The 22,981-nt window shown below is 73.9% G+C and carries 17 protein-coding genes; 5 read left to right on the top strand and 12 right to left on the bottom strand.

The features are described 5' to 3' along the window. Nucleotides 1-41 precede the first annotated feature (41 nt). On the bottom strand, nucleotides 42-923 hold the full coding sequence (locus tag O7542_RS07580; protein WP_064445613.1) for a universal stress protein: 882 nt from the start codon (nucleotides 921-923) through the stop codon (nucleotides 42-44). Nucleotides 924-942: 19 nt separating this feature from the next. Then, a complete protein-coding gene (locus O7542_RS07575; RefSeq protein ID WP_140946213.1) occupies nucleotides 943-3,621 on the bottom strand; it encodes a cation-transporting P-type ATPase in 2,679 nt (892 codons plus the stop codon). A 110-nt stretch (nucleotides 3,622-3,731) separates the two neighbouring features. Here O7542_RS07575 and O7542_RS07570 point away from each other — a divergent pair, with 110 nt between their 5' ends. The 3 genes from O7542_RS07570 (at nucleotide 3,732) to O7542_RS07560 (ending at nucleotide 6,386) form a co-directional block, all read left to right on the top strand. Continuing rightward, complete coding sequence (locus O7542_RS07570) at nucleotides 3,732-4,544, top strand: hypothetical protein (protein WP_223200982.1); 813 nt, start codon at nucleotides 3,732-3,734, stop codon at nucleotides 4,542-4,544. 74 nt (nucleotides 4,545-4,618) lie between these two features. Continuing rightward, nucleotides 4,619-5,092 carry a hypothetical protein gene (locus tag O7542_RS07565; protein WP_084789403.1) on the top strand — a complete coding sequence of 158 codons (474 nt, stop codon included), beginning with the start codon at nucleotides 4,619-4,621 and terminating at the stop codon, nucleotides 5,090-5,092. A 76-nt stretch (nucleotides 5,093-5,168) separates the two neighbouring features. After that, nucleotides 5,169-6,386: an MFS transporter gene (locus O7542_RS07560; RefSeq protein WP_281605937.1), complete on the top strand. Its 1,218-nt coding sequence runs from the start codon at nucleotides 5,169-5,171 to the stop codon at nucleotides 6,384-6,386. Here the strand turns inward: O7542_RS07560 and O7542_RS07555 are convergent. After that, the gene (locus O7542_RS07555) at nucleotides 6,314-9,088 is read right to left on the bottom strand and encodes a helix-turn-helix transcriptional regulator (RefSeq protein WP_069088431.1); all 2,775 of its coding nucleotides are present in this window, start codon (nucleotides 9,086-9,088) and stop codon (nucleotides 6,314-6,316) included. The genes O7542_RS07560 and O7542_RS07555 overlap by 73 nt on opposite strands. Nucleotides 9,089-9,282: 194 nt before the next feature. Between O7542_RS07555 and O7542_RS07550 the strand changes: the two genes are divergently transcribed. Then, nucleotides 9,283-9,804 (top strand): RICIN domain-containing protein, encoded by a 522-nt coding sequence (locus tag O7542_RS07550; RefSeq protein ID WP_043323284.1) that lies wholly within the window; start codon nucleotides 9,283-9,285, stop codon nucleotides 9,802-9,804. Nucleotides 9,805-9,857: 53 nt separating this feature from the next. Here the strand turns inward: O7542_RS07550 and O7542_RS07545 are convergent, their stop codons facing one another. From O7542_RS07545 to O7542_RS07505, 9 genes are all read right to left on the bottom strand, one after another. After that, nucleotides 9,858-12,068, bottom strand: coding sequence for a carbohydrate-binding module family 20 domain-containing protein (locus tag O7542_RS07545; protein ID WP_043323282.1), 2,211 nt, complete (start codon nucleotides 12,066-12,068; stop codon nucleotides 9,858-9,860). A gap of 381 nt (nucleotides 12,069-12,449) precedes the next feature. Then, complete coding sequence (katG, locus tag O7542_RS07540) at nucleotides 12,450-14,726, bottom strand: catalase/peroxidase HPI (RefSeq protein ID WP_113972965.1); 2,277 nt, start codon at nucleotides 14,724-14,726, stop codon at nucleotides 12,450-12,452. A 23-nt stretch (nucleotides 14,727-14,749) separates the two neighbouring features. Further along, nucleotides 14,750-15,178: a Fur family transcriptional regulator gene (locus O7542_RS07535; RefSeq protein ID WP_030499126.1), complete on the bottom strand. Its 429-nt coding sequence runs from the start codon at nucleotides 15,176-15,178 to the stop codon at nucleotides 14,750-14,752. Between the two features lie 133 nt (nucleotides 15,179-15,311). After that, nucleotides 15,312-16,310, bottom strand: coding sequence for a glycoside hydrolase family 11 protein (locus O7542_RS07530; RefSeq protein ID WP_064445607.1), 999 nt, complete (start codon nucleotides 16,308-16,310; stop codon nucleotides 15,312-15,314). Nucleotides 16,311-16,657: 347 nt separating this feature from the next. Next, the gene (locus tag O7542_RS07525; RefSeq protein WP_274478785.1) at nucleotides 16,658-17,134 is read right to left on the bottom strand and encodes a hypothetical protein; all 477 of its coding nucleotides are present in this window, start codon (nucleotides 17,132-17,134) and stop codon (nucleotides 16,658-16,660) included. Between the two features lie 44 nt (nucleotides 17,135-17,178). Beyond that, a complete protein-coding gene (locus tag O7542_RS07520; RefSeq protein ID WP_281606453.1) occupies nucleotides 17,179-18,792 on the bottom strand; it encodes a class I adenylate-forming enzyme family protein in 1,614 nt (537 codons plus the stop codon). Nucleotides 18,793-18,952: 160 nt separating this feature from the next. Continuing rightward, nucleotides 18,953-19,717: an ABC transporter permease gene (locus tag O7542_RS07515; RefSeq protein WP_030499122.1), complete on the bottom strand. Its 765-nt coding sequence runs from the start codon at nucleotides 19,715-19,717 to the stop codon at nucleotides 18,953-18,955. A gap of 23 nt (nucleotides 19,718-19,740) precedes the next feature. Continuing rightward, a complete protein-coding gene (locus O7542_RS07510; RefSeq protein WP_210882509.1) occupies nucleotides 19,741-20,718 on the bottom strand; it encodes an ATP-binding cassette domain-containing protein in 978 nt (325 codons plus the stop codon). Between the two features lie 48 nt (nucleotides 20,719-20,766). Next, a complete protein-coding gene (locus O7542_RS07505; RefSeq protein WP_281605936.1) occupies nucleotides 20,767-21,963 on the bottom strand; it encodes a glycosyltransferase in 1,197 nt (398 codons plus the stop codon). 71 nt (nucleotides 21,964-22,034) lie between these two features. Here O7542_RS07505 and O7542_RS07500 point away from each other — a divergent pair, with 71 nt between their 5' ends. Next, nucleotides 22,035-22,973 (top strand): 3-oxoacyl-[acyl-carrier-protein] synthase III C-terminal domain-containing protein, encoded by a 939-nt coding sequence (locus O7542_RS07500; protein WP_281605935.1) that lies wholly within the window; start codon nucleotides 22,035-22,037, stop codon nucleotides 22,971-22,973. Nucleotides 22,974-22,981: the final 8 nt, after the last annotated feature.

Below are 22,981 nucleotides of genomic sequence, written 5' to 3'. Positions count from 1 at the left end.
CGGCGTCAGGCGCTGTCGCGGAAACAGGCGCTGTCGCGGAGTCAGGCGGCGTCGCGGACGATCACCAGCGGCGAGTGGGCGTGGTGCAGCACCGCGTGGCTGACCGAGCCGAGCAGCAGCCCGCCCAACGCGCCGCGGCCGTGCGCCCCGACCACCACCAGCTGGGCGTCCTTCGACTCCTCGACCAGCACCCGGGCCGGGGCACCGCGGATCGACCGCTGCCGCACCGGCACGTCGGGGTAACGCTGCGACCAGCCGGCGACAGACTCGGCGACGACGCGCCGGGACTCCTCGGCGAGCGCCTCCGGGTCGTACACCAGGGGCAGGATGTCGCCGGGGCCCATCGGGGTGGGGTACAGCCAGGCGTGCACCACGATCAGCGAGGCGCCCCGGCGGGCGGCTTCCTCGTACGCGAACCCGACCGCCGCGGTGGACAGCTCGGAGCCGTCCACGCCGACCACGACCGGGCCGTCGGCGCGTGCCTCGCCGCGCGTCACCAGCACCGGGCAGTGGGCGCGGGCGGACACCTGGAGCGTGACCGAGCCGATGAGCAGGCCGGCGAAGCCGCCCAGGCCGCGGTGTCCGAGCACGATCAGCGCGGCGTCGCGGGACTCGGCGACCAGCACCGCGGCCGGCGCGCCGTCGACCACCACGCCGGTGACCGGTACGTCCGGCGCTACCTTGCCGGCCTCGGCGACCGCCTCGGCGACGCACCGTTCGGCCTGGTTGCGCAGGCCGGCGCCGGCGGGCGCGCCCGGGGCCGGGGTGAGCGGCGCGCGGGTCAGCGGCCAGATGAACGCGTGCACCACCTGCAGCGGCCGGTTCCGGTCGGCGGCCTCGCGGGCGGCGACCCGGACCGCGTCCAGGGCGGTGGCCGACCCGTCCACGCCCACCACGACGGGGGCCTGCGAGTGGATTGTCATGACGCCTCCTTCACTGTCCTCAGCCTGCCCGTCCGGCGGCCGGCCGGGCAGGGTCCTGGGTCCCGGCGCGAGGGCCGTCGGTCCCGTCGGCCGTACCGGAGCGGCGGGTCAGCCGCAGCACCAGCCCGGGCAGGACGCCGATCGCGGCGCAGGCGAGCAGGTCGAGCGCGCTCAGCGGGGACGTGCCGAGCAGCTCGCGCAGCGGCGGCAGCAGCACGCCGGCGACCTGGAGGACCGCGGAGATCGCGACCGCCACCGGCAGGGCGCGGTTGTGCTCCCGCGAGCCGGGCGCCCGGGTCGCGCGGACGGCCAGCGCCACGCCGAGCTGGGCGAGGCCGAGCACCACGAAGACCACCGACTGCCACGGCCGGTCCGCCGCGGCGGCCCACACGCCGGCGCCGAGCGTCGCGGCGGCGATGAGCGCGCCGGTGACCAGCACGTCCCGGCCGAGGCCGCCGCCGAGCACGGACTCCTGCGGCGAGCGGGGACGGCGGCGCAGCGTGCCCGGCTCGGCCGGCTCCGCGCCCAGCGCCACCCCGGGTACGCCGTGGGTGAGCAGGTTGATCCAGAGGATCTGCGCCGGCAGCAGCGGCACCGGCAGGCCGACCAGCGGTCCGAGCAGCATCACCGCGATCTCGGCGACCCCGCCGGCGAGCGCGTAGCGCAGGAACCGGCGGATGTTGTCGTAGATCCGGCGGCCCTCGCCGATGGCGGTCGCCACGGTGGTCAGGTCGTCGTCGACGAGCACCAGGTCGGCGGCCTGCCGGGCTACCTCGGTGCCGCCGCCCATCGCCACGCCGATGTCCGCCCGGCGCAGCGCCGGGGCGTCGTTGACGCCGTCGCCGGTCATCGCCACGACGTGTCCCCGGTCCTGAAGGCCGGCGATGATGTCGAGCTTCTGCTCCGGCTGGGTCCGCGCGTACACCCGGGTGTCGGGGTGGGCGCCGCCCGGGTCGCCGTCGTCGCCGTTGGCGAGCGGGTCGCCGTCGCGCCAGAGCCCGAGCCGGCCGCCGATGGCGGCGGCCGTCGCCGGGTGGTCGCCGGTGATCAGGACCAGCCGGATGCCGGCCTGCTCGAAGCCCGCCGCGATGCCGGGTGCCGCCGTGCGCAGCGGGTCGCCGACCGCGACCAGGCCCAGCGGGCGCAGGCCGGTCGGCCGGGCCGGGTCCGGCAGCGTGTCGACCACGGCCGAGGCCACCGCCAGCACCCGCAGCCCTTCGGCGGCGAGCCGGTGCGCGGCATCGGTCAGCTCGGCCAGCTCCTCGGCGCCGGCGTCCATCAGCGGCGGGGCCAGCAGGTTCTCCGGCGCGCCCTTGCAGACCACGAGGTAGCGCCCGTCGCAGCGGCGGTGCACGGTGGTCATCCGGCGCAGGTCCTGGTCGAACGGGGCCTCCGCGACCCGGGGCCAGGCCTCGCGGGTGGTCTCCGGGTCCAGACCGCAGCGGGCCGCGAACGTGACGAGCGCGGCCTCCAGCGGGTCGCCGATCGCTGTCCACTCCGGCCGTTCGCCGGTCGGCGGGGTCAGCGTGGCGTCGTTGCAGAGCAGCCCGGCGCGGGCGAGGGCGCGCAGCTCGTCCGGGGCGCTCACCGGCTCGCCCCGGTGGCGCACCTCGCCGTCGGGCGCGTAGCCGGTGCCGGTCACGGCGTAGCGGTCGCGGCCGGGCACGACCGCGTGCTGCACCGCCATCCGGCCCTCGGTGAGCGTGCCGGTCTTGTCGGAGGCGATCACGGTGACCGACCCGAGGGTCTCCACCGCGTGCAGCCGCCGGGGAATGGCCCGGCTGCCGGCCATCCGGCGTGCGCCCAGGGCGAGCGCGAGCGTGACGACGGCGGGCAGCGACTCCGGTACGGCCGCCACCACGAGGCTCACCGCGGTGACCGCCATCTGCGTGACCGGGCGTCCGTCGAACACGCCGAGCGCGAAGACCAGCCCGGAGAGCACCACGGCGGTCAGCCCGAGCACCCGGCCGAGCGAGGACAGGCGGCGTTGCAGCGGGGTGGGCGCCGGGCGGGTCGCCGCGACCAGGGCGCTAATGCGGCCCAGCGCGCTCGCCGCGCCGGTGCGTACCACGGTCCCGGTGGCGCGGCCGGTGGTGACCACCGTGCCGGCGCTCGCCTCCTCCCCCGCTACCCGGGTCACCGCCACCGACTCACCGGTGAGCGCCGACTCGTCCAGGCTGAGCCGTACCGCGTCGGTGAGGTCCAGGTCGGCGGGCACCACGTCGCCGGCCTCCAGCCGGACCAGATCGCCCCGGACCAGGTCGGCGGCGGGGAGCACGAGGTCACGGCCGTCGCGGACCACCCGCGCGGTCGGCGCCGCGAGCCGGTCCAGCGCCGCCACCGCCCGGTCGGCGCGTACCTCCTGCACCACGCCGATCGCCGTGTTGATCAGGACGACCAGCACGATCACCGCGGTGTCGGGGTAGTCGCGCAGCAGCGTGGTCACCACGGCGGCGGCCAGCAGCAGCGCAACCAGCGGGTCGGTGAGCTGACGGAAGATCCGGCCGGCCAGCCCGCGCTTGCGTGGCGCGGCCACCGTGTTCGGCCCGTCGGCGCGCAGCCGGGCGGCCGCCTCGGCCGAGCCGAGCCCGGTCGCGGGGGCCGGAGAGATCTCGGTGGGCGTCACCGTGCCCTGCCCGCCGTTGAGCACCACATTGCCCTCCATGTCGTCGCCGCCCGCGCCGGGCACTCCCAGCATGCCGGGTGCGCGGGCGCGGCTCGCAGGGCCGAGGGCCTGTCGGACCCGGGACCAACGGCCCCCGCGGTACGGGGCAGCGCGGCGTCCGACTCGTCGGTAACGTCCGTGCGGTGAACCGGACACGCAGCGCCGCCGGCCCGACACCCCCGTCCCGTCACCGGCCGGTCCGCTGGGCGCTCGCGGTGCTCCTGCTCGCGTCGGTCGGATGCGGAAGGGGATTCGGCGAGGAGAGCGGCGACGAACTGGCGCGCGACGTCGCGGCGGCGGAGGCGAAGCAGCTCAACACGGAGCTCGGGCACCGCAACCGGGTCCGCGACGCCGGGTCGATCGCGGCGGCTGAGATCGTCCAGCAGCCGCAGGGCACCGCGTTGAGCGATGACGAGACGGTCCGGCGGGAGGCCCTGGCCTGGTCCGGCCGCACCGCCAGAGACGAGCGGGCCACCGTCGACGTGCGGTTCGTGGTGACGGTGCCGGAACGACCGCCGGTGTCGGTCGGCGGCGCGAGCAACAGCGCCGGCGACGCCACCCGCTGCTACCGGTACGAGTTCCAGCTCTACCGCTACACGACGTACCACGAGATCGACTGTCCGAGCGGGGCCGCGCCCTCGCCACCCACCGCCGCGCCCGTGCCGAAGGTGCCCGAGGACGGGCGGCAGCGGCTCACCGCCGTGCTGCGTACCGCCACCCCGGACACCCTTGCCGGCGCGGTGCGGGCGGCGTTCCCGCAGGACTGGATCACCGTCGACACGACGGTGCACGAGGGCGCGCTCGTCGCCGCCGTCGGCGTACCGGCCGAACGGGACTGCCTCCTGCTCGTCCGCACCCCCGCCGGGAAGATCGAATCCCCCGGGTACGACCGGATCTGGCTGGAGCCGGGCGAGACCGGCTGCCGGACGGGCCTGTACGTCTCGCCGCCGCGCTGAGACACCGGCCCGGTTTGCCGCGCGACGGCCGGAGGACTGACCTTCTCGGGCCCATGTCAATGTAGCGTTGACGAGTGAGCCTGGCCGGCCTGTCCGAGATCGCCGCGGCCCGGGTCCGGCTGGACGACCGCGAGCTGGACCTGATCGACCGGGCCCGGCACGACGGCGCCACCTGGGCCGACATCGCGCGGGCGCTGGGCCTGGGCAGCCGGCAGGCCGCCGAGCAGCGCCGGCAGCGTCTCGCGGCGGCCCGGCGGGCCCGCGTGACCCGGCTCGACCCGGCCGGCTCCCCCGACCTGCCCGTGCTGCGGACGGCGGTCGCCGACCTGCGCCGCTGGATCGAGACGGACCGCGCGTGGGACGGGCGCTTCCCCCGCGCGGCGTTGACGCGCCACACCTGCGCGCTCGCGCTCGACGCCCCCGCCGGGCCGCTGTACGCGCTGGCCGCGCACCTCGCCGACGATCTCGCCGGGGCCGGACTCCGGCTGCCGCCTCCGGTACGCGACGCCGCCGGGCGCATCACGGCGACACTGTCAACAAGACATTGACGTAGTCCCGAAGTGTTGCCACGCCCCGGCTCATGTTCCGAGGATGAGTCCTCCAGGCTCAACTCTCGGGGGACCCATGCGCCGCAACGCCGTCCTGTTCGTGGCCGTCTCGCTGCTGTCCGGCCTGGGCGGCAGCGCCATGGCCCTGGTCTCCGGCATCTGGATCCTGGACCTGACCGGCTCCACCGGGCTCGCGGCGCTGGCCGGTCTCTGCGTCTACGCCCCGACGCTGGCCGGCCCCTGGCTCGGCGGCCTGCTCGACCGGGTCCCCCGGCGTCCCCTGGTGGTCGGCGTCAACCTCGCTCTCGCCGCCGCGCTGCTGAGCCTGCTGGCGGTGCGCGGGCCCGGCCAGGCGTGGCTGATCTACGCCGTCTCGCTCGCCTACGGGATCGGATACGTGCTCGTCGACGCCGGCGAGACCGCGCTGCTGCCCGCCGCGCTCCCACCGGCCCGGCTGGCCGACGTCAACGGCTGGCGGTCGAGCGCGCAGGAGGGCGTGAAGCTGGTCGCGCCGCTGGCCGGGGCGGGCCTGTACGCGTGGCGGGGCGGGCACGTCGTCGCGGTGCTCGCCGCCGTCGTACCGGTGCTCGTGGCCGCCCTGTACGGCGCGTTACGCCTGACGCGGACCGTCCCCGCTCCCCCGGCCGCCCGCCCGGCGGGAGTGCGGGCCGGGCTGACCGCGCTCCTGGCCCGGCGGGCGGTACGCGTGCCGGTGGCGCTCGCGGCGGCGTCCATCGCGATGTCCGGCTTCACCACCGCGGCGCTGTACGACGTGGTGGTGACCGGCCTCGGGCTGCCGTCCACCTTCCTCGGCGTGCTCGCCGGCGCGCAGGGTGGCGGATCGCTGCTCGCCGGGCTGGTCGTCGGCCGGCTCGTCCGCCGCCACGGCGAGATCACGGTGGGGGTCGCCGGCGCGGTCCTGTTCGCGGCCGGCTGTCTGGGACGCTGCCTGCCGTGGTGGCCGGGCACGGTCGCCGCCTCGGTGGTGATCGGCGTCGGTCTGCCGTGGACGCTCGTCGCGGCGGTCACCGCCGTGCAGACGTACACGCCGCGGGAGATGCTCGGGCGGGTCGCCGGGACGGCGAACACGGTGATGTTCGGCCCGATCACGCTGGCCATCCCGCTCGGGTCGGCGGCGGTCGCGGTCGGCGGCCGGCCGCCGCTGGTACTCGCCGCCGTGGCGTGCCTGGCCGCGGCAATGGCGGCCGCCCGGCCGGGTCGTCAGCCCGCGGCCGGCGGGCCGGACAGGTGGCGGATCAGCTCCGGCCGGGAGCGCAGCCGAAGCTTCCGGTAGACGTTGCCGAGGTGGTACTCGACGGTCTTCGGCGACAGGAAGACCCGGGCCGCGATCTCCCGGTTCGTCAGGCCCTCCGCCACGTGCAGGGCGATCAGGCGTTCCTGGCCGGTCAGCCGGTCGACGGTCCGGTCGCCGGGCTCGGGCGGCCGCCGGCCGGTGGCGTCGATCTCGGTGCGGCACCGCCGCGCCCAGCCCTGCGCGCCGAGCGCCTCGAACAACCGCAGCGCGGCGTGCAACTGGACCCGCGCGTCCCGGCGGCGCCGGGCCCGGCGCAGCCGCTGCCCGTAGCTGAGCAGCGTCCGGGCCCGTTCCAGCGGGACGACGGCGGGATCGCACCGGGCCAGCGCCGCCGCGAAGACCTCGTCCAGGTCCGGTTCGCCGGCGAGCAGGCCCTCGACGCGCGCGGCGGCGGCGCGGGCGGCGGCACCGCCTGCCCCGGCCAGGTCGCGCAGCCGCCGCGCCGACCGCTGCGGGTCGGACAGGTGCGCGTACGCCTCGGCCAGCTCGGCCGCGACGGGCAGCCACCCCGGTTCGGCGATGCCGCCGTCGCGCTGGGCCCGGCGGACCCGTTCCAGCTCGGTCACGGCGTCCTGCCAGCGCGCCCCCACCGCCGCCGCGATTCCGGTGGCGTAGCGGAGCCGGACCTCGATCTCCCGGAACTCGCCCGGCAGGAGCCGGCGGGCGTCCTCGACGTGCGCGAGCGCCTCCGGCTCCTCGCCGAGCAGCGCCTCCACCAGGGCCAGCGCGGCCAGCGCCTCCGCCCGCAGCACCGGAAGCGCCACCTGCTCGGCGATCCGGACCGCCTCGGCGGCGGCCTGGTACGCCGCGTGCAGCCGGCCGGTGCGCCACTCCAGCCCGGCGAGCCGGGGCAGGGCGTACGCCAGCAGGAACACGTCGTCGGCGGCGCGGGCCCGGTCGATCTCCGGTTCCAGCAGCGCCCGCGCGGTGTCGTGGTCCCCGAGCCAGCAGAACACCTCGGCCAGCTCCGCCGCCGAGCCGTCGGCGTGGCCGGCGCAGGCGGCGACCAGGGCACGGGCCGACGCGACCCCTTCGGGCAGCCCGGCCAGCACCTGTGCCGCGGCCAGCCGGATCGGGCCCTTCGGCCAGGTCGCGCCCGCGTCCGCGGCGGCCAGCTCGGCCACCCGCGCGCACAGCGGCACCATGCCGGTGACGTCCAGCCGCGCCCAGAACTGGTTGACGCGGGCGCTCATCAGCCGGGCCGCGCCGAGCGGATCCGCTTGCGCGTACGCCTGCGCGTCGGCCAGGTACGCCTCGGCGCCCGCCGTGTCACCGTGCTGCTGCGCCAGGTGGGCGAGCAACGGCTTGACCCGGCAGCGCAGGTCGACGCGCCGGGTCAGTCCGATCGCCTCCTCCCCCAGCGTGATCGCGTGCCGGCTCGCGCCGGCGTTGGCCCAGGCGCGCGACGCGGCGGCGAGCCGGGACGCGCGTACGTCCGGGTCCGGGGTGAGACGGGCGGACCGTTCGTAGGCGCGGGCCTCGGCCACCACGCCGCCCCGGCGTTGCGCCCGCTCGGCGGAGTCGGCCAGCAACGCGGCGACGCCCTCGTCGGGCACGGTGGTGGCGGCCGCGAGATGCCAGGCCCGGCGGTCGGCGGTGTCGTCGCCGGTGAGCGCGGCGGCCACCGCCAGGTGGGCGGCCCGCCGCCGGCCGGGGCCGGCGACCGAGTGCACCGCGGCGCGGGTCAGCGGGTGGCGGAACGTCACCTCACGGTCGGTCACCCGGATCAGCCCGGCGTCGACCGCCGGGTCCAGCACGCCCAGGCGCAGCCCGTCCGCCATCAGGATCCGCTCCAGCAGCGCCGGGGTGGTGACCTCGGTGACCGCGCAGGCGACGAGCGCACGCCAGGTGTCGTCGGGCAGCCCGCGGGCGTGCGCCAGGACGGTCGTCTCGATGCGTTCGACGAGCACGAGAGGCTCCCGCAGCGGCAGCCACCCGTTGCGGTGCTCCTCGGACAGCGTCGCCGGCAGCTCGGTCAGCGCGAGCGGGTTGCCGGCGGTGGCCGCCGCCAGGTCGGCGGCGACCCGGCGGTCCAGGCCGGCGCGCATGGCGAGCCGGATCGCGTCGTCGCGTGCCAGACCGGTCAGCGGCAGCTCCGGCAGGCCGGGCGCGGGGAACGCGGGGGCGTCGCGGGCCGCGAAGACGACGGCGACCCGGTCCGCGAGCAGCCGCCGGGCGGTGAACAGCAACGCCTCGGCGGAGGCCGGGTCGATCCAGTGCGCGTCGTCGACCAGGCAGAGCACCGGCGTGTCCTCGGCCGCCGTCGTGAGCAGGCTCAGCGTCGCCACGTACGCGGCGAGCCGGTTGACCGGACGGGAACTGCCGTCGATGGCGAATACGGTACGCAGCGCGTCGGCCTGCTGCGCGGGCAGATCGCCGAGCCGGTGCAGCAGTGGCCGCGCCAGTTGGTGCAGCGCGGAGAACGGCAGGTCCGCCTCGAACGGCGCGCCGGTGGCGTGCAGCACCCGCATCCCGGTGGACCGGGCGGCACAGTGCTGCAGCAGCGCCGTCTTGCCCACGCCTGCCGCACCGCGCAGCACCAGGGCGCCGCCGTGACCGTCGACCGCGTCGGCCAGCAGCGCGCCGAGCCGCCGGCACTCGTCGGCGCGCCCGAGCAGGGCGTCATCACCGGTGTCCGTGGCCGTGCCGACGGCACCGGCCGGCGCCGGACCGCTGCCCATGACCGCACGCTAGCCGCCGGTGTGGTCCGTCCGGGCGGGCGCGACGCGAACCCGACAGGGTGCCCGCGCGGCCTCGTCGACTAGGAGGAACCCGGATCCGGGTGCCGTCGCGGCTCCCTAGCGTCTTCCCCAGTCGTCCGGCCGGTGACCACCGGCGGATCCGGGACGACGACACGACTCCGAGGGGAGACACCATGATCGGGAAGAGAGCGGCCGGGGTGCTGGCGGCGGGACTGCTCGCCGCCGGGTTCGGGGTGGCGTACGGCCCGCCGGCACAGGCCGCCAGCGGCCACTACGCCATCGTCAACTACGGCAGCGGCAAGTGCCTGGAGGTGGACCGGTCCGGCGCCCCGTCGTCGCTCGGCGGCCGGGTCGTGCAGCGCACCTGTGACGGCCAGGCCGTGCAGCGCTGGTCGCCGGTGGGCAGGGACACCTACACGTTCGTCAACCAGTTCAGCGGCATGTGCGTGGACGTCCGCAACGGGGTGAACGCCGACGGCACGCCGTTGCAGCAGTGGGCCTGCACCGGCACGTCGAGCATGAAGTGGACGGTCGACCCGAACTCGTTCGCGGGGGTGCACCAGATCAAGTCGCAGGTCGGTGGCCGGTGCATGGACGTGCGGAGTGGATCGGACGCCGACGGCGCGACGGTCCAGATCTACCGCTGCACCGGGTTCGGCAACCCGGCCCAGGTCTGGTCGTTCGCGGCGGTCTGACCGGCGCGGATGCGGCCCGTCCCCAGGGGTGAGGGGGACGGGCCGCACGATCGTCAGCGCCAGGTGTCGGTGACGGCCCGGGTGCCGCCGGCCGGCGTGGTGAGCGTCCGGTTCGCGCCGGACTCCCAGGTCACCGTCCCGTCCGGGTTCTTCTTGACGTACTTGTACTCGACAGCGGTGTTCGCGGGCAGGTCGACGGTGGCCCGCCAGACCGGGTACGCGGCCGAGGAGAGCGCGACGGCGGCGGCCGGGTTCCAGCCGCCGAGCGCCGGTATGTTGCCGACGACGAACACGTTCTGCCCGTAGGCGGTGGTCGCGGTGACGGAGAACGTGGTGGCCACAGCCGTGGAGACGGTGTCACCGCGGAACGTCTCGGTCACCGCGTACGTGCCGGTGGCCGGCGTGGTGAGCGTCCGGTTGGCGCCGGACTCCCAGGTGACCGCGCCGGCGGCGGTCAGCTTGACGAACTTGTACTCCACCGCGGTGGACCGGGGCAGGTCGACGGTGGCACGGTAGACGCCGCCGCCCTGCGCGGTGAGCTTGACGCCGCTCGCGGGCGTCCACGACCCGAGCGCGGGGATGCTGCCGACGACGCGGACGTCCTGCCCGGCGGCCAGGTTCGCGGTGACGGTGAACGTGGTGGCGATCCGGTCACCCGGGCTCACCGTGGGGGACACGGTCGGCGAGGGCGACACGGTGGGCGACACGGTCGGGGAGGCCGACGGGGACGGGCTCGCGCCCGGCCGGGCGTTCATGTGGATCGCGACCGCGTCGTTGGCCGGGAGGGTCACGGTGGCCCGGCCGCCGGACACGGTCACCGTGGAGCCGGTGCAGCCGCTGCCGGTGGCGACGCCGGAGATGACGTCGCAGTACCGGCCGTCGGCGAGCCCGGTGGTGAAGGTGGCGGTGGTGGCGGAGCCGGAGTCGTTGATGCCGATCCACGCCCGGTCGCCCCGGTGGAAGCCGATCACGTTGCTGTTCACCGTGGTGAAGTCCGAGACGGTCTTCACCGGGCGGGCGGTGTTGGCCCAGCCGACCATGCCCTTGACGCCGGTGGTGCGGCTCAGGCAGGTCCAGGCGGCGCCGCAGACCGTGTCGGTGACCCGTCCGGTGCCGTCGTGCGGCGGGGACTGGTTGCGGTTGGACCAGGTGAAGCTGTCGTAGACCGACGGCTTGCCGTGCGGGTAGGCCAGCGCGAAGTAGTTGGCCAGCACGTAGTCGGTGCCGTTCTTGTACGACAGCACCACGCCGTCGCGCTCCAGGTCGTGGTTGGTGACCATGGCGAAGACGTTGGCGCCGGGCGCGTCGAGGTTCCAGTTCGGCACGTTGGCCAGCGCCGAGATGGAGCCCTGGAAGGCCGAGCGGATGCCCTTGGCGTACGCGAAGTCGAGCACGTCGCCGTTGGCGATGTACGCACGGGCCTGCAGCGCGGAGTTGCTCGCCCCGTCGAAGATCTCCTGCGCGACATACGGGCGCCGGCCCTCGACGACCGTGTTGTTCAGCTTGCCGAGGATGGCCGCGAAGTCGTCCTTGCGGATGTGCTTGACCGCGTCGACCCGGAAGCCGTCGACGCCGAGCCCGATCAGGTCGTTGAGGTACGCGGCGATCTTGTTCCGGACCGCTTCCTTCTCGGTGTACAGGTCCGACAGCGACAGCAGCTCACAGCTGGTCACCTGGGCCTCGTTGTTCCAGTCGTTGATGGCGCCGCCGGTCGGGCAGTTGTCGCCGGGGCGGTGGAAGTCGCCGTCGCCGTACGGCACGGCCGGGTAGCTGTAGCCGGAGAACTCGGTGCCGGCGTAGCCGCGCGTACCGGCCGGGTTGTTGGTGCCGGCCATGTGGTTGACCACCGCGTCGACGTAGACGCGCACACCGGCGTTGTGGCAGGCGGTGACCATCGCGGCGAACTGCTGGCGGTTGCCGAACCGGCTGTCCAGCTTGTACGACACCGGCTGGTACACCTCGTACCACGGGTAGGCGCCGTCGGCGCTGGCGGGCAGCTTCACCGACTCCTGCGGCGGTGCCACCTGCACCGCGCCGTAGCCGGCCGGTCCGAGGTGGTCGGTGCAGGCGGCGGCGACCGAGGTCCAGTTCCATTCCCAGAGGTTGGCGGTCACCTCGCTGTCGTTGAGTACGACGGCGGCGCGGGCGGGTGCGGCGGTGGTGGTGGCAGCCGCGACGGCAACCGTGCCGCCCGCCGCGACGAGCGCGGCGGCGAGCAGCAGGCGACCGGCACGGCCACGGGGGTGTGGCCTGACGGAAAGCATGGTTGGGGGACCTCTTCCGTGGGTTCGAAAGGGTGAGCGGGGGGTGGGGCGGCCGTCCCGGGTAGCGAACACGATGCGCCATCCATGAAAGTCTTTGCAAGAGCTTGCGGCAAAGTTTTCGAAACCCGCAGGCAACACGAGCGGGGTCATATCCCCGACCACCAGCGGCGATCCACGCTGGACCGAGCGATCCGGCACTCGACCGGGATCCCGACGCTCGGGACGAAACAAACCGCTTCGCGGGACGACCGCAACTTCTGAGCAGATTTTCCAACGTTTGCGGGCCGGGTGTGCGCCGCTGATCCCCGACACCGGCCGGACACGGGACGAGCCCCGGTCCGTCGCGGCGCGACGGACCGGGGCTCGCTCGGAGACGGCGGATCAGGCCAGGTCGAAGCGGTCCAGCTCCATGACCTTCGTCCAGGCGGCGACGAAGTCACGCACGAACTTCTCCCGCGCGTCGTCGCTGGCGTAGACCTCGGCGAGGGCCCGCAGCTGCGAGTTGGAGCCGAAGATCAGGTCGACCGCGGTGGCGGTCCACTTGACCTGGTCGGTGGCCAGGTCCCGGATCTCGTACACGTGCTCCTCGGACTCCGACGCCTTCCACCGGGTGCCCGGGGAGAGCAGGTTGACGAAGAAGTCGTTGGTGAGCACGCCGGGCCGGTCGGTGAGCACGCCGTGCGACGCGCCGCCGACGTTGTTGCCGAGCGCGCGCAGACCGCCGACCAGCACGGTCATCTCCGGCGCGGTCAGGTTCAGCATGTACGCCCGGTCGACGAGCAGCACCTCCGGCTGGGTCTTCTCGCCCGGCCGCAGGTAGTTGCGGAACCCGTCGGCGCGCGGCTCCATCACCCGGAACGACTCGACGTCGGTCTGCTCCTGGGTGGCGTCGGTACGCCCCGGGTGGAACGGCACGGTCAGCTCGACGCCAGCGTCGCGCGCCGCCTGCTCGACAGCGGCCGAGCCGGCCAGCACGATCAGGTCGGCGAGGGAGATCTGGGCGCCGCCGGCGGCGTTGAACTCCTGCTGGATGCCCTCCAGCGTGGCCAGCACGGTGGCGAGCTGCTCGGGCTGGTTGACCTCCCAGTTGCGCTGCGGCTCCAGGCGGATCCGCGCGCCGTTGGCGCCACCGCGCTTGTCGGTGGAGCGGTAGCTCGCGGCCGAGGCCCAGGCGGTGGAGACCAGCTGGGCGGTGGTGAGACCGGACTCCAGCACCTTCGCCTTGAGCGCGGCGACGTCGGCGTCGTTCACCAGCTCGTGCGCGACGGCCGGCACCGGGTCCTGCCAGAGCTGGGCCTCCGGCACCCACGGGCCGAGGAAGCGGCTGACCGGGCCCATGTCACGGTGCAGCAGCTTGTACCAGGCCTTGGCGAACGCCAGCGCGAACTCGTCCGGGTTCTCCAGGAACCGGCGGGAGATCTTCTCGTACGCCGGGTCGACGCGCAGCGACAGGTCGGTCGTCAGCATCGTCGGCTTGTGCTTCTTCGACGGGTCGTGGGCGTCCGGGATGATCGCCTCGGCGTCCTTGGCGACCCACTGCTTGGCGCCACCCGGGCTGGTGGTCAGCTCCCACTCGTAGCCGAAGAGGATCTCGAAGAACCGGTTGGACCACTGCGTCGGCTTGTCGGTCCACGTCACCTCGAGACCGCTGGTGATCGTGTCGCCGCCCTTGCCCTCGCCGTACGTGCTGAGCCAGCCCAGGCCCTGCGCCTCCAGCGGCGCGGCCTCCGGCTCGGGGCCGACGTGCTGGTCGGCGGGGCCCGCGCCGTGGGTCTTGCCGAAGGTGTGGCCGCCGGCGATCAGCGCGACGGTCTCCTCGTCGTTCATCGCCATCCGGCGGAACGTCTCGCGGATGAAGTGCGCCGCCGCGAGCGGGTCGGCGTTGCCGCGCGGGCCCTCCGGGTTGACGTAGATCAGACCCATCTCGGTCGCGCCGACGCCGGCCACCATCTCCTTCTCGGAGGCGTAGCGCTCGTCGCCGAGCCAGGCGTCCTCGGGGCCCCAGAAGATCTCCTCCGGTTCCCAGACGTCCTCACGGCCGAAGCCGAAGCCGAAGGTCTTGAAGCCCATCGACTCCAGCGCGACGTTGCCGGCGAGCACCAGCAGGTCGGCCCAGGAGATCTTCTGGCCGTACTTCTGCTTGACCGGCCAGAGCAGCCGGCGGGCCTTGTCCAGGTTGGCGTTGTCCGGCCAGCTGTTCAGCGGGGCGAACCGCTGACCGCCGTCGCCGGCGCCACCGCGGCCGTCCTCGATGCGGTAGGTGCCCGCGGCGTGCCAGCTCATCCGGATCATCAGGCCGCCGTAGTGGCCGAAGTCGGCCGGCCACCAGTCCTGCGAGGTGGTGAGGACCTCGGTGATGTCCCGCTTGAGCGCCTCGACGTCGAGCTTGGCGAACTCCCGGGCGTAGCTGAACTCCGGGCCGAGCGGGTTGCCCTTGTCCGAGTGGGCGTGCAGCACCGACAGGTCGAGCTGGTTGGGCCACCAGTCACGGTTGCTGCGCGGACGACCGCCGGTCTTCGGGGTCGGCGAGTCGATCGCCGGGTTCTCGCTCTCGCTGCCGTGCGCGGTCACGGAGTCGTGCGCGACCGGGCAGCCGGCCGCCTCCTTCGCGTCCACGCCCTGCGGGCTGACGGGCCGGTTGTCCTGGGTGTCGCTCATCTGTTTCCTTCCGAACTGGCGGATCACTGGGCGGTGCGGTCGGCCGCGCAGCCGGGGCAGGCGCCCCAGTAGACGACCTCCGCCTCGTCCACCACGAAACCGTGGTCGTCGGAGGCGGTGAGACAGGGGGCGCTGCCGACGGCACACTCGACGTCGGCGATGGCGCCGCAGGAACGGCACACGACGTGATGGTGGTTGTCTCCCACCCGAGACTCGTAGCGGGCCGTGGCGCCGGCCGGCTGGATGCGCCGGATCAGCCCGGCGTCGGTGAGGGCCCGCAGCACATCGTAGACCGCCTGGTGGGACACGGTGGGCTGCTCCGCGCGGACCAGCGCGATCACGGTGTCGGTGTCGACGTGCGGGTGGTCGCGCAACGCCGCGAGCACCGCCAGCCGGGGCCGGGTCACCCGCAACGAGACCGCCCGGAGCTGCGTCTCGAAGTCGGCCGTCATGCGACGACCTTAGCCCGGTCTTTTGGAATGAATCAAGTTTCTGCCCAGGTGTGTCGGCCGCCACCGCGGCCGTCCGCGCACACGAAAACGGGGGTGCCGCGCCAGGCGCGGCACCCCCTCCCCGGAAGAGGGTTCAGGCGGCTGAGCAACTCGCGGTGGGCGTGTTGCTGTTGCCGTTCTTGTAGAGCGTGATGCCGAAGTTGTTGCCGTTGCCGTTGGGACGCGCGGTGAGCGTGCCGCTGGTGCCGCTGACCGAGGCGTTCCAGCTGTTCTGCAGGCTCTGGCCGCCCTGGGTCTGGATGCTGACGACCCAGTTGCTGGTGCCGCTGACCGAGAAGGTCACGTTGAACCGGTCGCCCCACTCCTCGGCCCGGCTGACACTGACCGTGCAGCCACCGTTGTTCGGCGGCGGGGTGGTCGGGTTGCCGCTGGTCCCGCCGATCGTGATGTTGGAGTTGCCGCTGCTCTGGTAGCCCTCGGTGGCGAGGATCTGGTAGTCGTGCGAACCGAGGTTCATGCCGTAGCGGGACCAGGCGTCGAAGTGGTTGCCGGCGGTGATGGTGCCGCCCACGCGCTTCGACTGCCGGACGCTCCAGTACTGGTAGAACGTCCGCGTGCCCTCGATCGAGGGGGCGTTGACCCGCTGGGTGCGGTAGATGTCGTACGTGCCGCCGTCGGAGGACACCGAGCCCATGTAGCCGCTGCCCGGCGGGCGCCAGCTGCCCCAGCTGTCGACGATGTAGTACTCGACGAGCGGGTTGCGGGTCCACCCGTAGAGCGTCAGGTACGCGTTGCCGGACGGGTTGAAGCTGCCGGAGTAGCTGACCGTGCGGCGGCCGCCCGGGTTCCAGCCCTTGCCGGCGACGAAGTTGTTGATGTTGCTCCACTGGGTGCTGTACTGACCACCGTTGCCCATGGTCATGGAGACGTTGCCACTGTCTTTCCAGAAGGAATAGAAGTAGCCGTTGTTGGTGCCGGTCGAGTTCGACGTGACGGTGGTGTCGGCGTAGGCCGGGCCGGACGTGACCGCCGTCGTCCCGGCGGCGATCAGCGCCACGGCACAGGCGCCGCCGAAGAGCATCCGGAGGCGTCCGCGCCTGCGGTTGCCCGTGCGGACGGGGGCGTCGTTCATGGACGGGTTTCCTCCCTGTGACCGGCTGGCGCGGCCAGCCGGGTGGCACGAGCCGCATGTGGCCGTCCGCTGGTGGACGGCGGGACGGGCGACTGCGCGCCACGGCGGTGGACGGACATCGACGTCAATCGAGATACGCCGATGGCCACAGTATTGGAGGCTCATTTCTCCGTGTCAACAAGTTCCGGAAATGTTGTGGAAACCCGAAGTGGCACAAATAGGGCGTAGCGCTGCCGCGTGAGGCTTTCGCAGCCCTGCCGGGGGTCTCTTGAACGAGCCGAGTAAGCGATGGTGACCGGAAGTTTCGGCGGCTTTCCGGATCAAGGCCGGGCCCGCGCCGGGCGCCGCTACCCGGTCGAGCCCAGCATCACCCCGAACACGCCGCAGCAGGCCAGCCCGCCGACGACGAGCGTGACGAGGGCGACCGAGTAGTTCGACCACAGGCCGAACCGCGTCACGTCGGTGCCGTACCCGTCGTGCACCCGGTTGCGCCAACCGCCGAAGCGGAACACCAGGTGGTGGGCGGCTCCCGGCTGGACCATGAGCGACGTGGTCATCAGCGGGACGCCCATGAAGTCGGTGTAGCGGACGTCGTGCCCGCCGGCCGGGACGGCGACGTGCCACGTGCCCTCGCCCGGGATCGCGACCAGCTGGCGGTCGATCTTGAAGCGGCTGGTGACCGGCGCGGGAATCATGTACGGCCCCCGGTTCACCGAGACCACGAGCACTCCGCAGCCCGGCGGCGGGGCGATCGGGTGCGGGTAGGCGATCAGCGGGACGACGCCGTGCATCGGCGGGTACGGCTGCGAGGGGAGGTAGGACACGGCCAGATTCTGGCACGGCCGCGCCAGGTGTCGATCTCCCCCGCTCAGCCGGCGCCGGGCGCCGCGGCTCCGGCGAGCAGGCGCTGTCGCATCAGGAACTTGCGGACCTTGCCGGTGGGTCCCATGACCACGTCGCCGTCCGGGACGGTCACCACCCGGCGCAGCGTCGCGGCCACCGCGGGGCCCAGCGCGGCCCGGACCCGGTCGGTGCGGTCGCGCGCCGGATCCGCGTCCTCGGCGAGCAGGAGCAGCACGTCGGTGACGGTCGTGCCGTCCTCGGCCGCCGCCGCGACCACAGTGCAGTCACGGACGTCCGGGCAGTGCCGCAGGACGCGCTCCTCGGACAGCGCGGTGTACAGCCAGGTCCCGCCGCCCAGGTCGACCGCGTCGCTGGCCCGGTCGACGTGGTGGTAGTCGCCGGCCTCGTCGCGGTACATCAGGTCGCCGGTGAGGTAGTAACCGCCCAGCCGGGTGCGGTACGTGGTGACCGAGTCGTTCCAGTACCCGAGCGCCAGCGTCGGCGACTTCAGGCCGACGTGCCCCACCTGCCCCGGCGCGACCTCCTCACCGGTCTCCACGTCGAGCAGCACGATCTCGGCGAACGGGTACGGCTTGCCGACGCAGCGGTCGTACCGGTCGCTGCCCAGCCGGTGGGTGATCCGGAACGCGCCGTGCCCCATCTCGGTGGAGCCGAGCATGTCGACGAACTTCGAGCCGGGGGCGTCCACCATGCCGTCGCGGGTGTACGTGGGATGGCTGCCGACCGCGACCAGCCGGCGTACGTGCGACTCGTGCGCGCAGTCTCCGGTGTTGAACCAGTTGCGCACCGAGCTGAGGTCGCGGGTGGTGAGGTCGACCCGGGCCAGCTCGGACCAGGTCACCGCGAAGCCGAAGACGCCGGTGGGGCGCCACCGTTCGATCGCGGAGAGGATCGTCTCGGCGCTGCGCGCGAACGGGCCGCCCTGCGCGGACAGGCACAGCAGCTGGTAGCCGTTGCAGAGCGCCTGGTTGAGCGTGATGATGCCGGCGGCGTGCGCGGCCGGCAGCGCGGACATCTCCCGCACCTCGCCGTACGGCCGGGACTCGGTGAGCCGGACCGCGCGGATCGCGGCGAACAGGCCGTGGTGCGAGTGGACGATCGCCGCCGGCACCCGGGTGGTGCCCGAGGAGTGGGTGATGACCACCGGGTCCTGCGGGTGGTGCCGGTGGTGCGGCGGGGCCTGCGCCGGGTCGCCCGCGCCGGTCTGCGCCGCGTCGCCGAGGACCGGCGCGCCGAGGTCGTGCCCGGCCAGGGCGGCGTGGTCGGCGTCGACCACCACCCCGGCGGCGCGCAGCCGCCGCACGAACTCGGCCGCCAGCTCGATCGGCATGTTGCCGTTCATCAGCGCCGGGATCGCGCCGAGCCAGGTCAGCGCCAGGAAGTTGAGGAACACGTCCGGCGCCGAGGTCACGTACACCGCGATCGGGTCGGCCCGGCGGACGCCGCGCGCCCGGAACCACGCCGCCCGCGCCGCGACCCGCTCGGTCAGGGTGGCCAGCGACAGCGGCGTCCAGGCGGGGATGCCGTCGACGTCGACGTCGAACGTCACCCGGGGCATGTCCATGTCGGCGCCGTGCTCGGCCAGCCGGAGCAGCACGTTGCCCGCGCCCAGCTCCATGTCGGCCGCCAGCGTCGCGCGGAAGTTGTCGGCACCCAAACGAGTCGCCTCCTCAGCTGACACACGTCACGGCCGCGCCGGCGGCGTACCGGCCGCCGGGCGGGGACACGATCAGGCTAGAGCGCCCGCCACGCTGAGACAATGCTCGATGTACGCTCGGTCAGGAGACGTCGCGGTTGAACAGGCGCGACGACCAGAACAGGCTCGCCGCGGCCAGCCCGGACATGATGAGCGCGCCCTGCCAGACCACGCTCTGGGTGATCTGGCCGGCGAACAGCGCCCGCATGCCGTCGGTGGCCCAGGCGAACGGATTCCACACCGCGACCCGCTGGATCCACATCGGCGCCAGCACGAGCGGGATGAGCACGCCGGCCAGCAGCGACACCGGCTGCCCGACGGTGTTCACCAGCACGCCGAGGCTGTTCTCGTTGCGGACCAGCAACGCGATGTCGTACGAGATCGAGGTGCTCAGCAGCACCATCACCGACAGCAGCGCGTACGACACCAGCAGGTTCGCCAGGTGCACCCGCAGGCCGAACGGCAGCGCCACGAGCGTGACCACCATGGCCTGCACCACGTTGAGGCACACGTGCATCAGCGCCCGGCCCAGCAGCAGGCCGGTCCGGCTCACCGGCGTCACCCGGCACCTGTCGATGATGCCCGCGCGCAGCGCGCTGAGCAGCCCGTAACCGGCGAACAGGCCGCCGAACAGGCCCATCGCCACGAACAGGCCGGGTACGTAGATGCGGTACGCGTCGGCGTAGGTCGAGGCACCCCGGTCGACCATCACCACCTTGAGGAACGGCGCGAAGAGGATCAGGTAGGTGATCGGCTGGGCCAGGCTGAACGCCACCATCACCGGGTTGCGCACCATCAGGCCGGCCTCCTGCTGGAAGATCAGCCAGGTGTCGCGGACGAGCTTCACGCCGTACTCCTCTCGGCGTCCGGTCACTCGGCGAGCGACCGGCCGGTCTTGGCCAGGAACACGTCGTCGAGGCTGGGCCGGCGGGCCTCGATCGCGCCGGGCTCGATGCCCCGGTCGTAGAGCGCCCGCATGACCTGCGGGATGGCCGTGGCGGCGCTGTCGACGTAGAGCCGCAGCGTGCCGTCGACCGGCTCGGCCGCGTGCACGTACGGCGCCTCGGCCAGCAGCTTCGTCGCGGCCGGCAGGTCGCCGCCGGTCTCGTCCGCGACGTCGGCGGCGGCGAAGTCGACGGCGACCACGTCGCCGGAGATCTCGCGCTTGAGCGCCGACGGGGTGCCCTCGGCCACGATCCGCCCGGCGTCGATGATCGAGACGCGGTCGCAGAGGCTGTCGGCCTCGTCCAGGTAGTGCGTGGTGAGGAAGATGGTCATGCCCTCCTCGCGCAGCCGCCGTACCTCCTGCCACATCCGGACCCGGCTGGGCGGGTCGAGCCCCGCCGTCGGCTCGTCCAGGAACATCACCTGCGGCGAGTGGATGACGCCGAGCGCGACGTCGAGGCGGCGGCGCTGCCCGCCCGAGTACGTCTTGATCTTGCGGTCGGCGAAGTCGTCGAGCTGGAACGCGCGGATCGCCCCGGCGGCCAGCTCCTGCGCCACCGACTTGGACAGCCCGTGCATCCGGGCCTGGAGCACCAGGTCCCGCCGGGCGGTCGAGTCGTCGTAGGTGCCGCTGGCCTGCGCCACGAAGCCGATCCGCCGCCGCACCTGCGCGGGCGAGCGCAGCAGGTCGACCCCGGCGATGGTGGCCGCTCCCCCGCTGGGCCGGATCAGCGTGGCGAGCATCCGCAGCGTGGTGGACTTGCCCGCGCCGTTCGGGCCGAGGAATCCGACGATCTCGCCGCGCCGGACCGCGAAGTCGACGCCGCGTACCGCCTCGACAGTGGTGGCGCCGCGGCCACGTCCGACCCGGAAGGACTTGCGTAGGCCGGTGGCCTCGATCATCGAGCCTCCTCGTGCGGCGCGACGCCGGCGCGGGTGCGTCAGGTCAGGCTAGTTCGGCCCCGACGGTTGGACAACGGTCGATGCGTCAGTGTCGGGAGCCGTGCGTGCCAACACGGCGATACGTGCCGCCGCCGCGCGGGCGCCGCCGGCCGCCGCGAACGACTCCCCCACCCGGCGCGCTCCCGCCCGGTACGCGGGTTCGTCGAGCACCGCGCTCAGCGCGGCGGTCAGCTCCGCCGGGGTCGCGGAGCCGAAGGAGACCTCCAGTCCGGCGCCGGCCCGGCGCACCTGCCGCGCCACCGCCGGATGGTCGTGCCGGATCGGCGCGACCACCACCGGCACACCGTGGGCCAGCGCCTCGGACACGGTGCCCAGCCCGCCGTGCGACACGAGGGCGTCGAGCCGGGGCATCAGCTCGAGCACCGGCACCCGGGGCGCGACGAGCACGTGCGGCGGCGGGTCGGGCACCAGTCCGGCGCCGGCGGTGAGGATCACCTGGACCTGGTCGGCGAGCGGCGCGGTCGCCGCCGTCATCCGCCGGTAGAAGTCGGCGGCGAGGTGCTCGGCCATCGTGCCGACCGTGACCAGCACGTGCCGGCGGCCGGGATCCCACGCCTCCCAGGCGAACGCGGGCGCGTTCGGCCGCCGTCCCAGCGCCGGCCCGGTGAGCACGCAGCCCGGCGGCAGCGGCGCCGGGCCGGTGAGCGCCGTCGTGGTCAGGCCGATCACGAGGTACGGCGAGAAGCGCAGGTCGATCGTCTCGTCCACCGGCAGGTCGGTCATCGCCCACACGCGGCGGACCTGGGCGTCCACCCAGCCGGTGAACTCGGGCATCTCCTCGGTCGGCGGTGTCAGCTCCAGCATGCCGACGCAGAACGTCGCCCACGGCAGCCCGCGGCGGTGCGCGGCGAGCGCGCCGGCCAGCGCGTACTGGTCGGCCACCACCACGTCCGGCCGGTACCGCTCGACGGCGGCGTCGGCGACGTCGCGGATGAACCGGTTCGCGGGCAGCACGTGCCCCTCCCAGAGGCTGCGCACCGAGGCCATCCCGGCCGCGCCGTCGGAGCGGTAGTAGCGCTTGCCGGTGGGGAACAGCGTGGCGTCCGGGCCGACCAGCGGGCGCAGGTCGCTGCGCGGCCCGACCCAGGCCACCTCGTGCCCGGCCGCCTCCAGCTCCTGGGCGATGGCGACCGGCGCGTTCAGATGGGACTCCACCGGCAGGACGACGAACAGGAAGCGAGCCACGTCGATATGATCGCACGCGCGTTGACATCCATCGGCGTCACTGATCTGATCCGTGTCGTGACGGTTCGCGCATGACGGCCATCGAGGCCGTCTCGGTGTTCCTGCCGCAGCGCCGGGTGCCGGTCGAGAGCCTGGCCGCGCCACTGGGCCTGAGCGACATGCAGGTGCGCCTGTTCCGCCGCTTCCACGGCCTGACCGAGGTCCGCCGCGACCCCGGGCTGTCCCTGACCGACCTGCTGCTGCGCGCCGCGCACGGCCTCACCGCGCTGCACACGCTGCGGCGGCGGGTGCGGTTCGTGGTGTACGGGCGGGCCTTCCCGGTGGTCACCCCCTACCCGGTCAACCCGCTGCACGAGGTGTGCCGCACGCTCGGGCTGGGCCACGCGCTCGCGTTCACGCTCACCCAGCAGTCCTGCGCCAGCGCGCTCGCCGCGATCGACGTGGCCGGGCGGCTGCTCGCGTCCGAACCGGACACGCCGGACGGCCCGCCGCTGGCGCTGGTGCTGACCGGCGAGAAGGCGTTCACCCGTGACGCCCAGTTCATCCCGGAGACGTCGGTGTTCAGCGAGGGCGCCTCGGCCTGCCTGCTCAGCGCCGGTGGCGGCCGGGACCGGCTGCTCGCGTACGCCTGCCACCAGCGGGGCGAGTTCGACGTGGCCGGCGGCGAGTCCCCGGCGCGGTTCCAGCGGGCGTACCGGCCGGCGCTGGCCGAGGTGATCGGCCGGGCGCTGGAGCGGTCCGGCACGACGCTGTCCGAGCTGCGGCTGGTGCTGCCGCACAACGTGAACCTGATGACCTGGAAGCGGCTGTGCCGGCTGATCGGGCTGCCGCTGGACCGGGTGCTGCTGGACAACGTCACCGAGACCGGGCACGTGTTCTGCGCCGACGCGTTCGTCAACTACCGCACCGCCCGGCAGCGCGACCTGCTCCGGCCCGGTGACCGCTATCTGGTCGCGGCGGTGGGCGCCGGGGACGGCGCGACGTTCGCCGCCATGGTCTTCGAGCACTGAGCGGCGGA

This window comes from Micromonospora sp. WMMC264, assembly GCF_027497275.1.
Taxonomy (GTDB): Bacteria; Actinomycetota; Actinomycetes; order Mycobacteriales; family Micromonosporaceae; genus Micromonospora; species Micromonospora chalcea.
The sequence above is the reverse complement of the archived record's forward strand: the minus strand, read 5'-3'. Positions and strand labels throughout refer to the sequence as shown.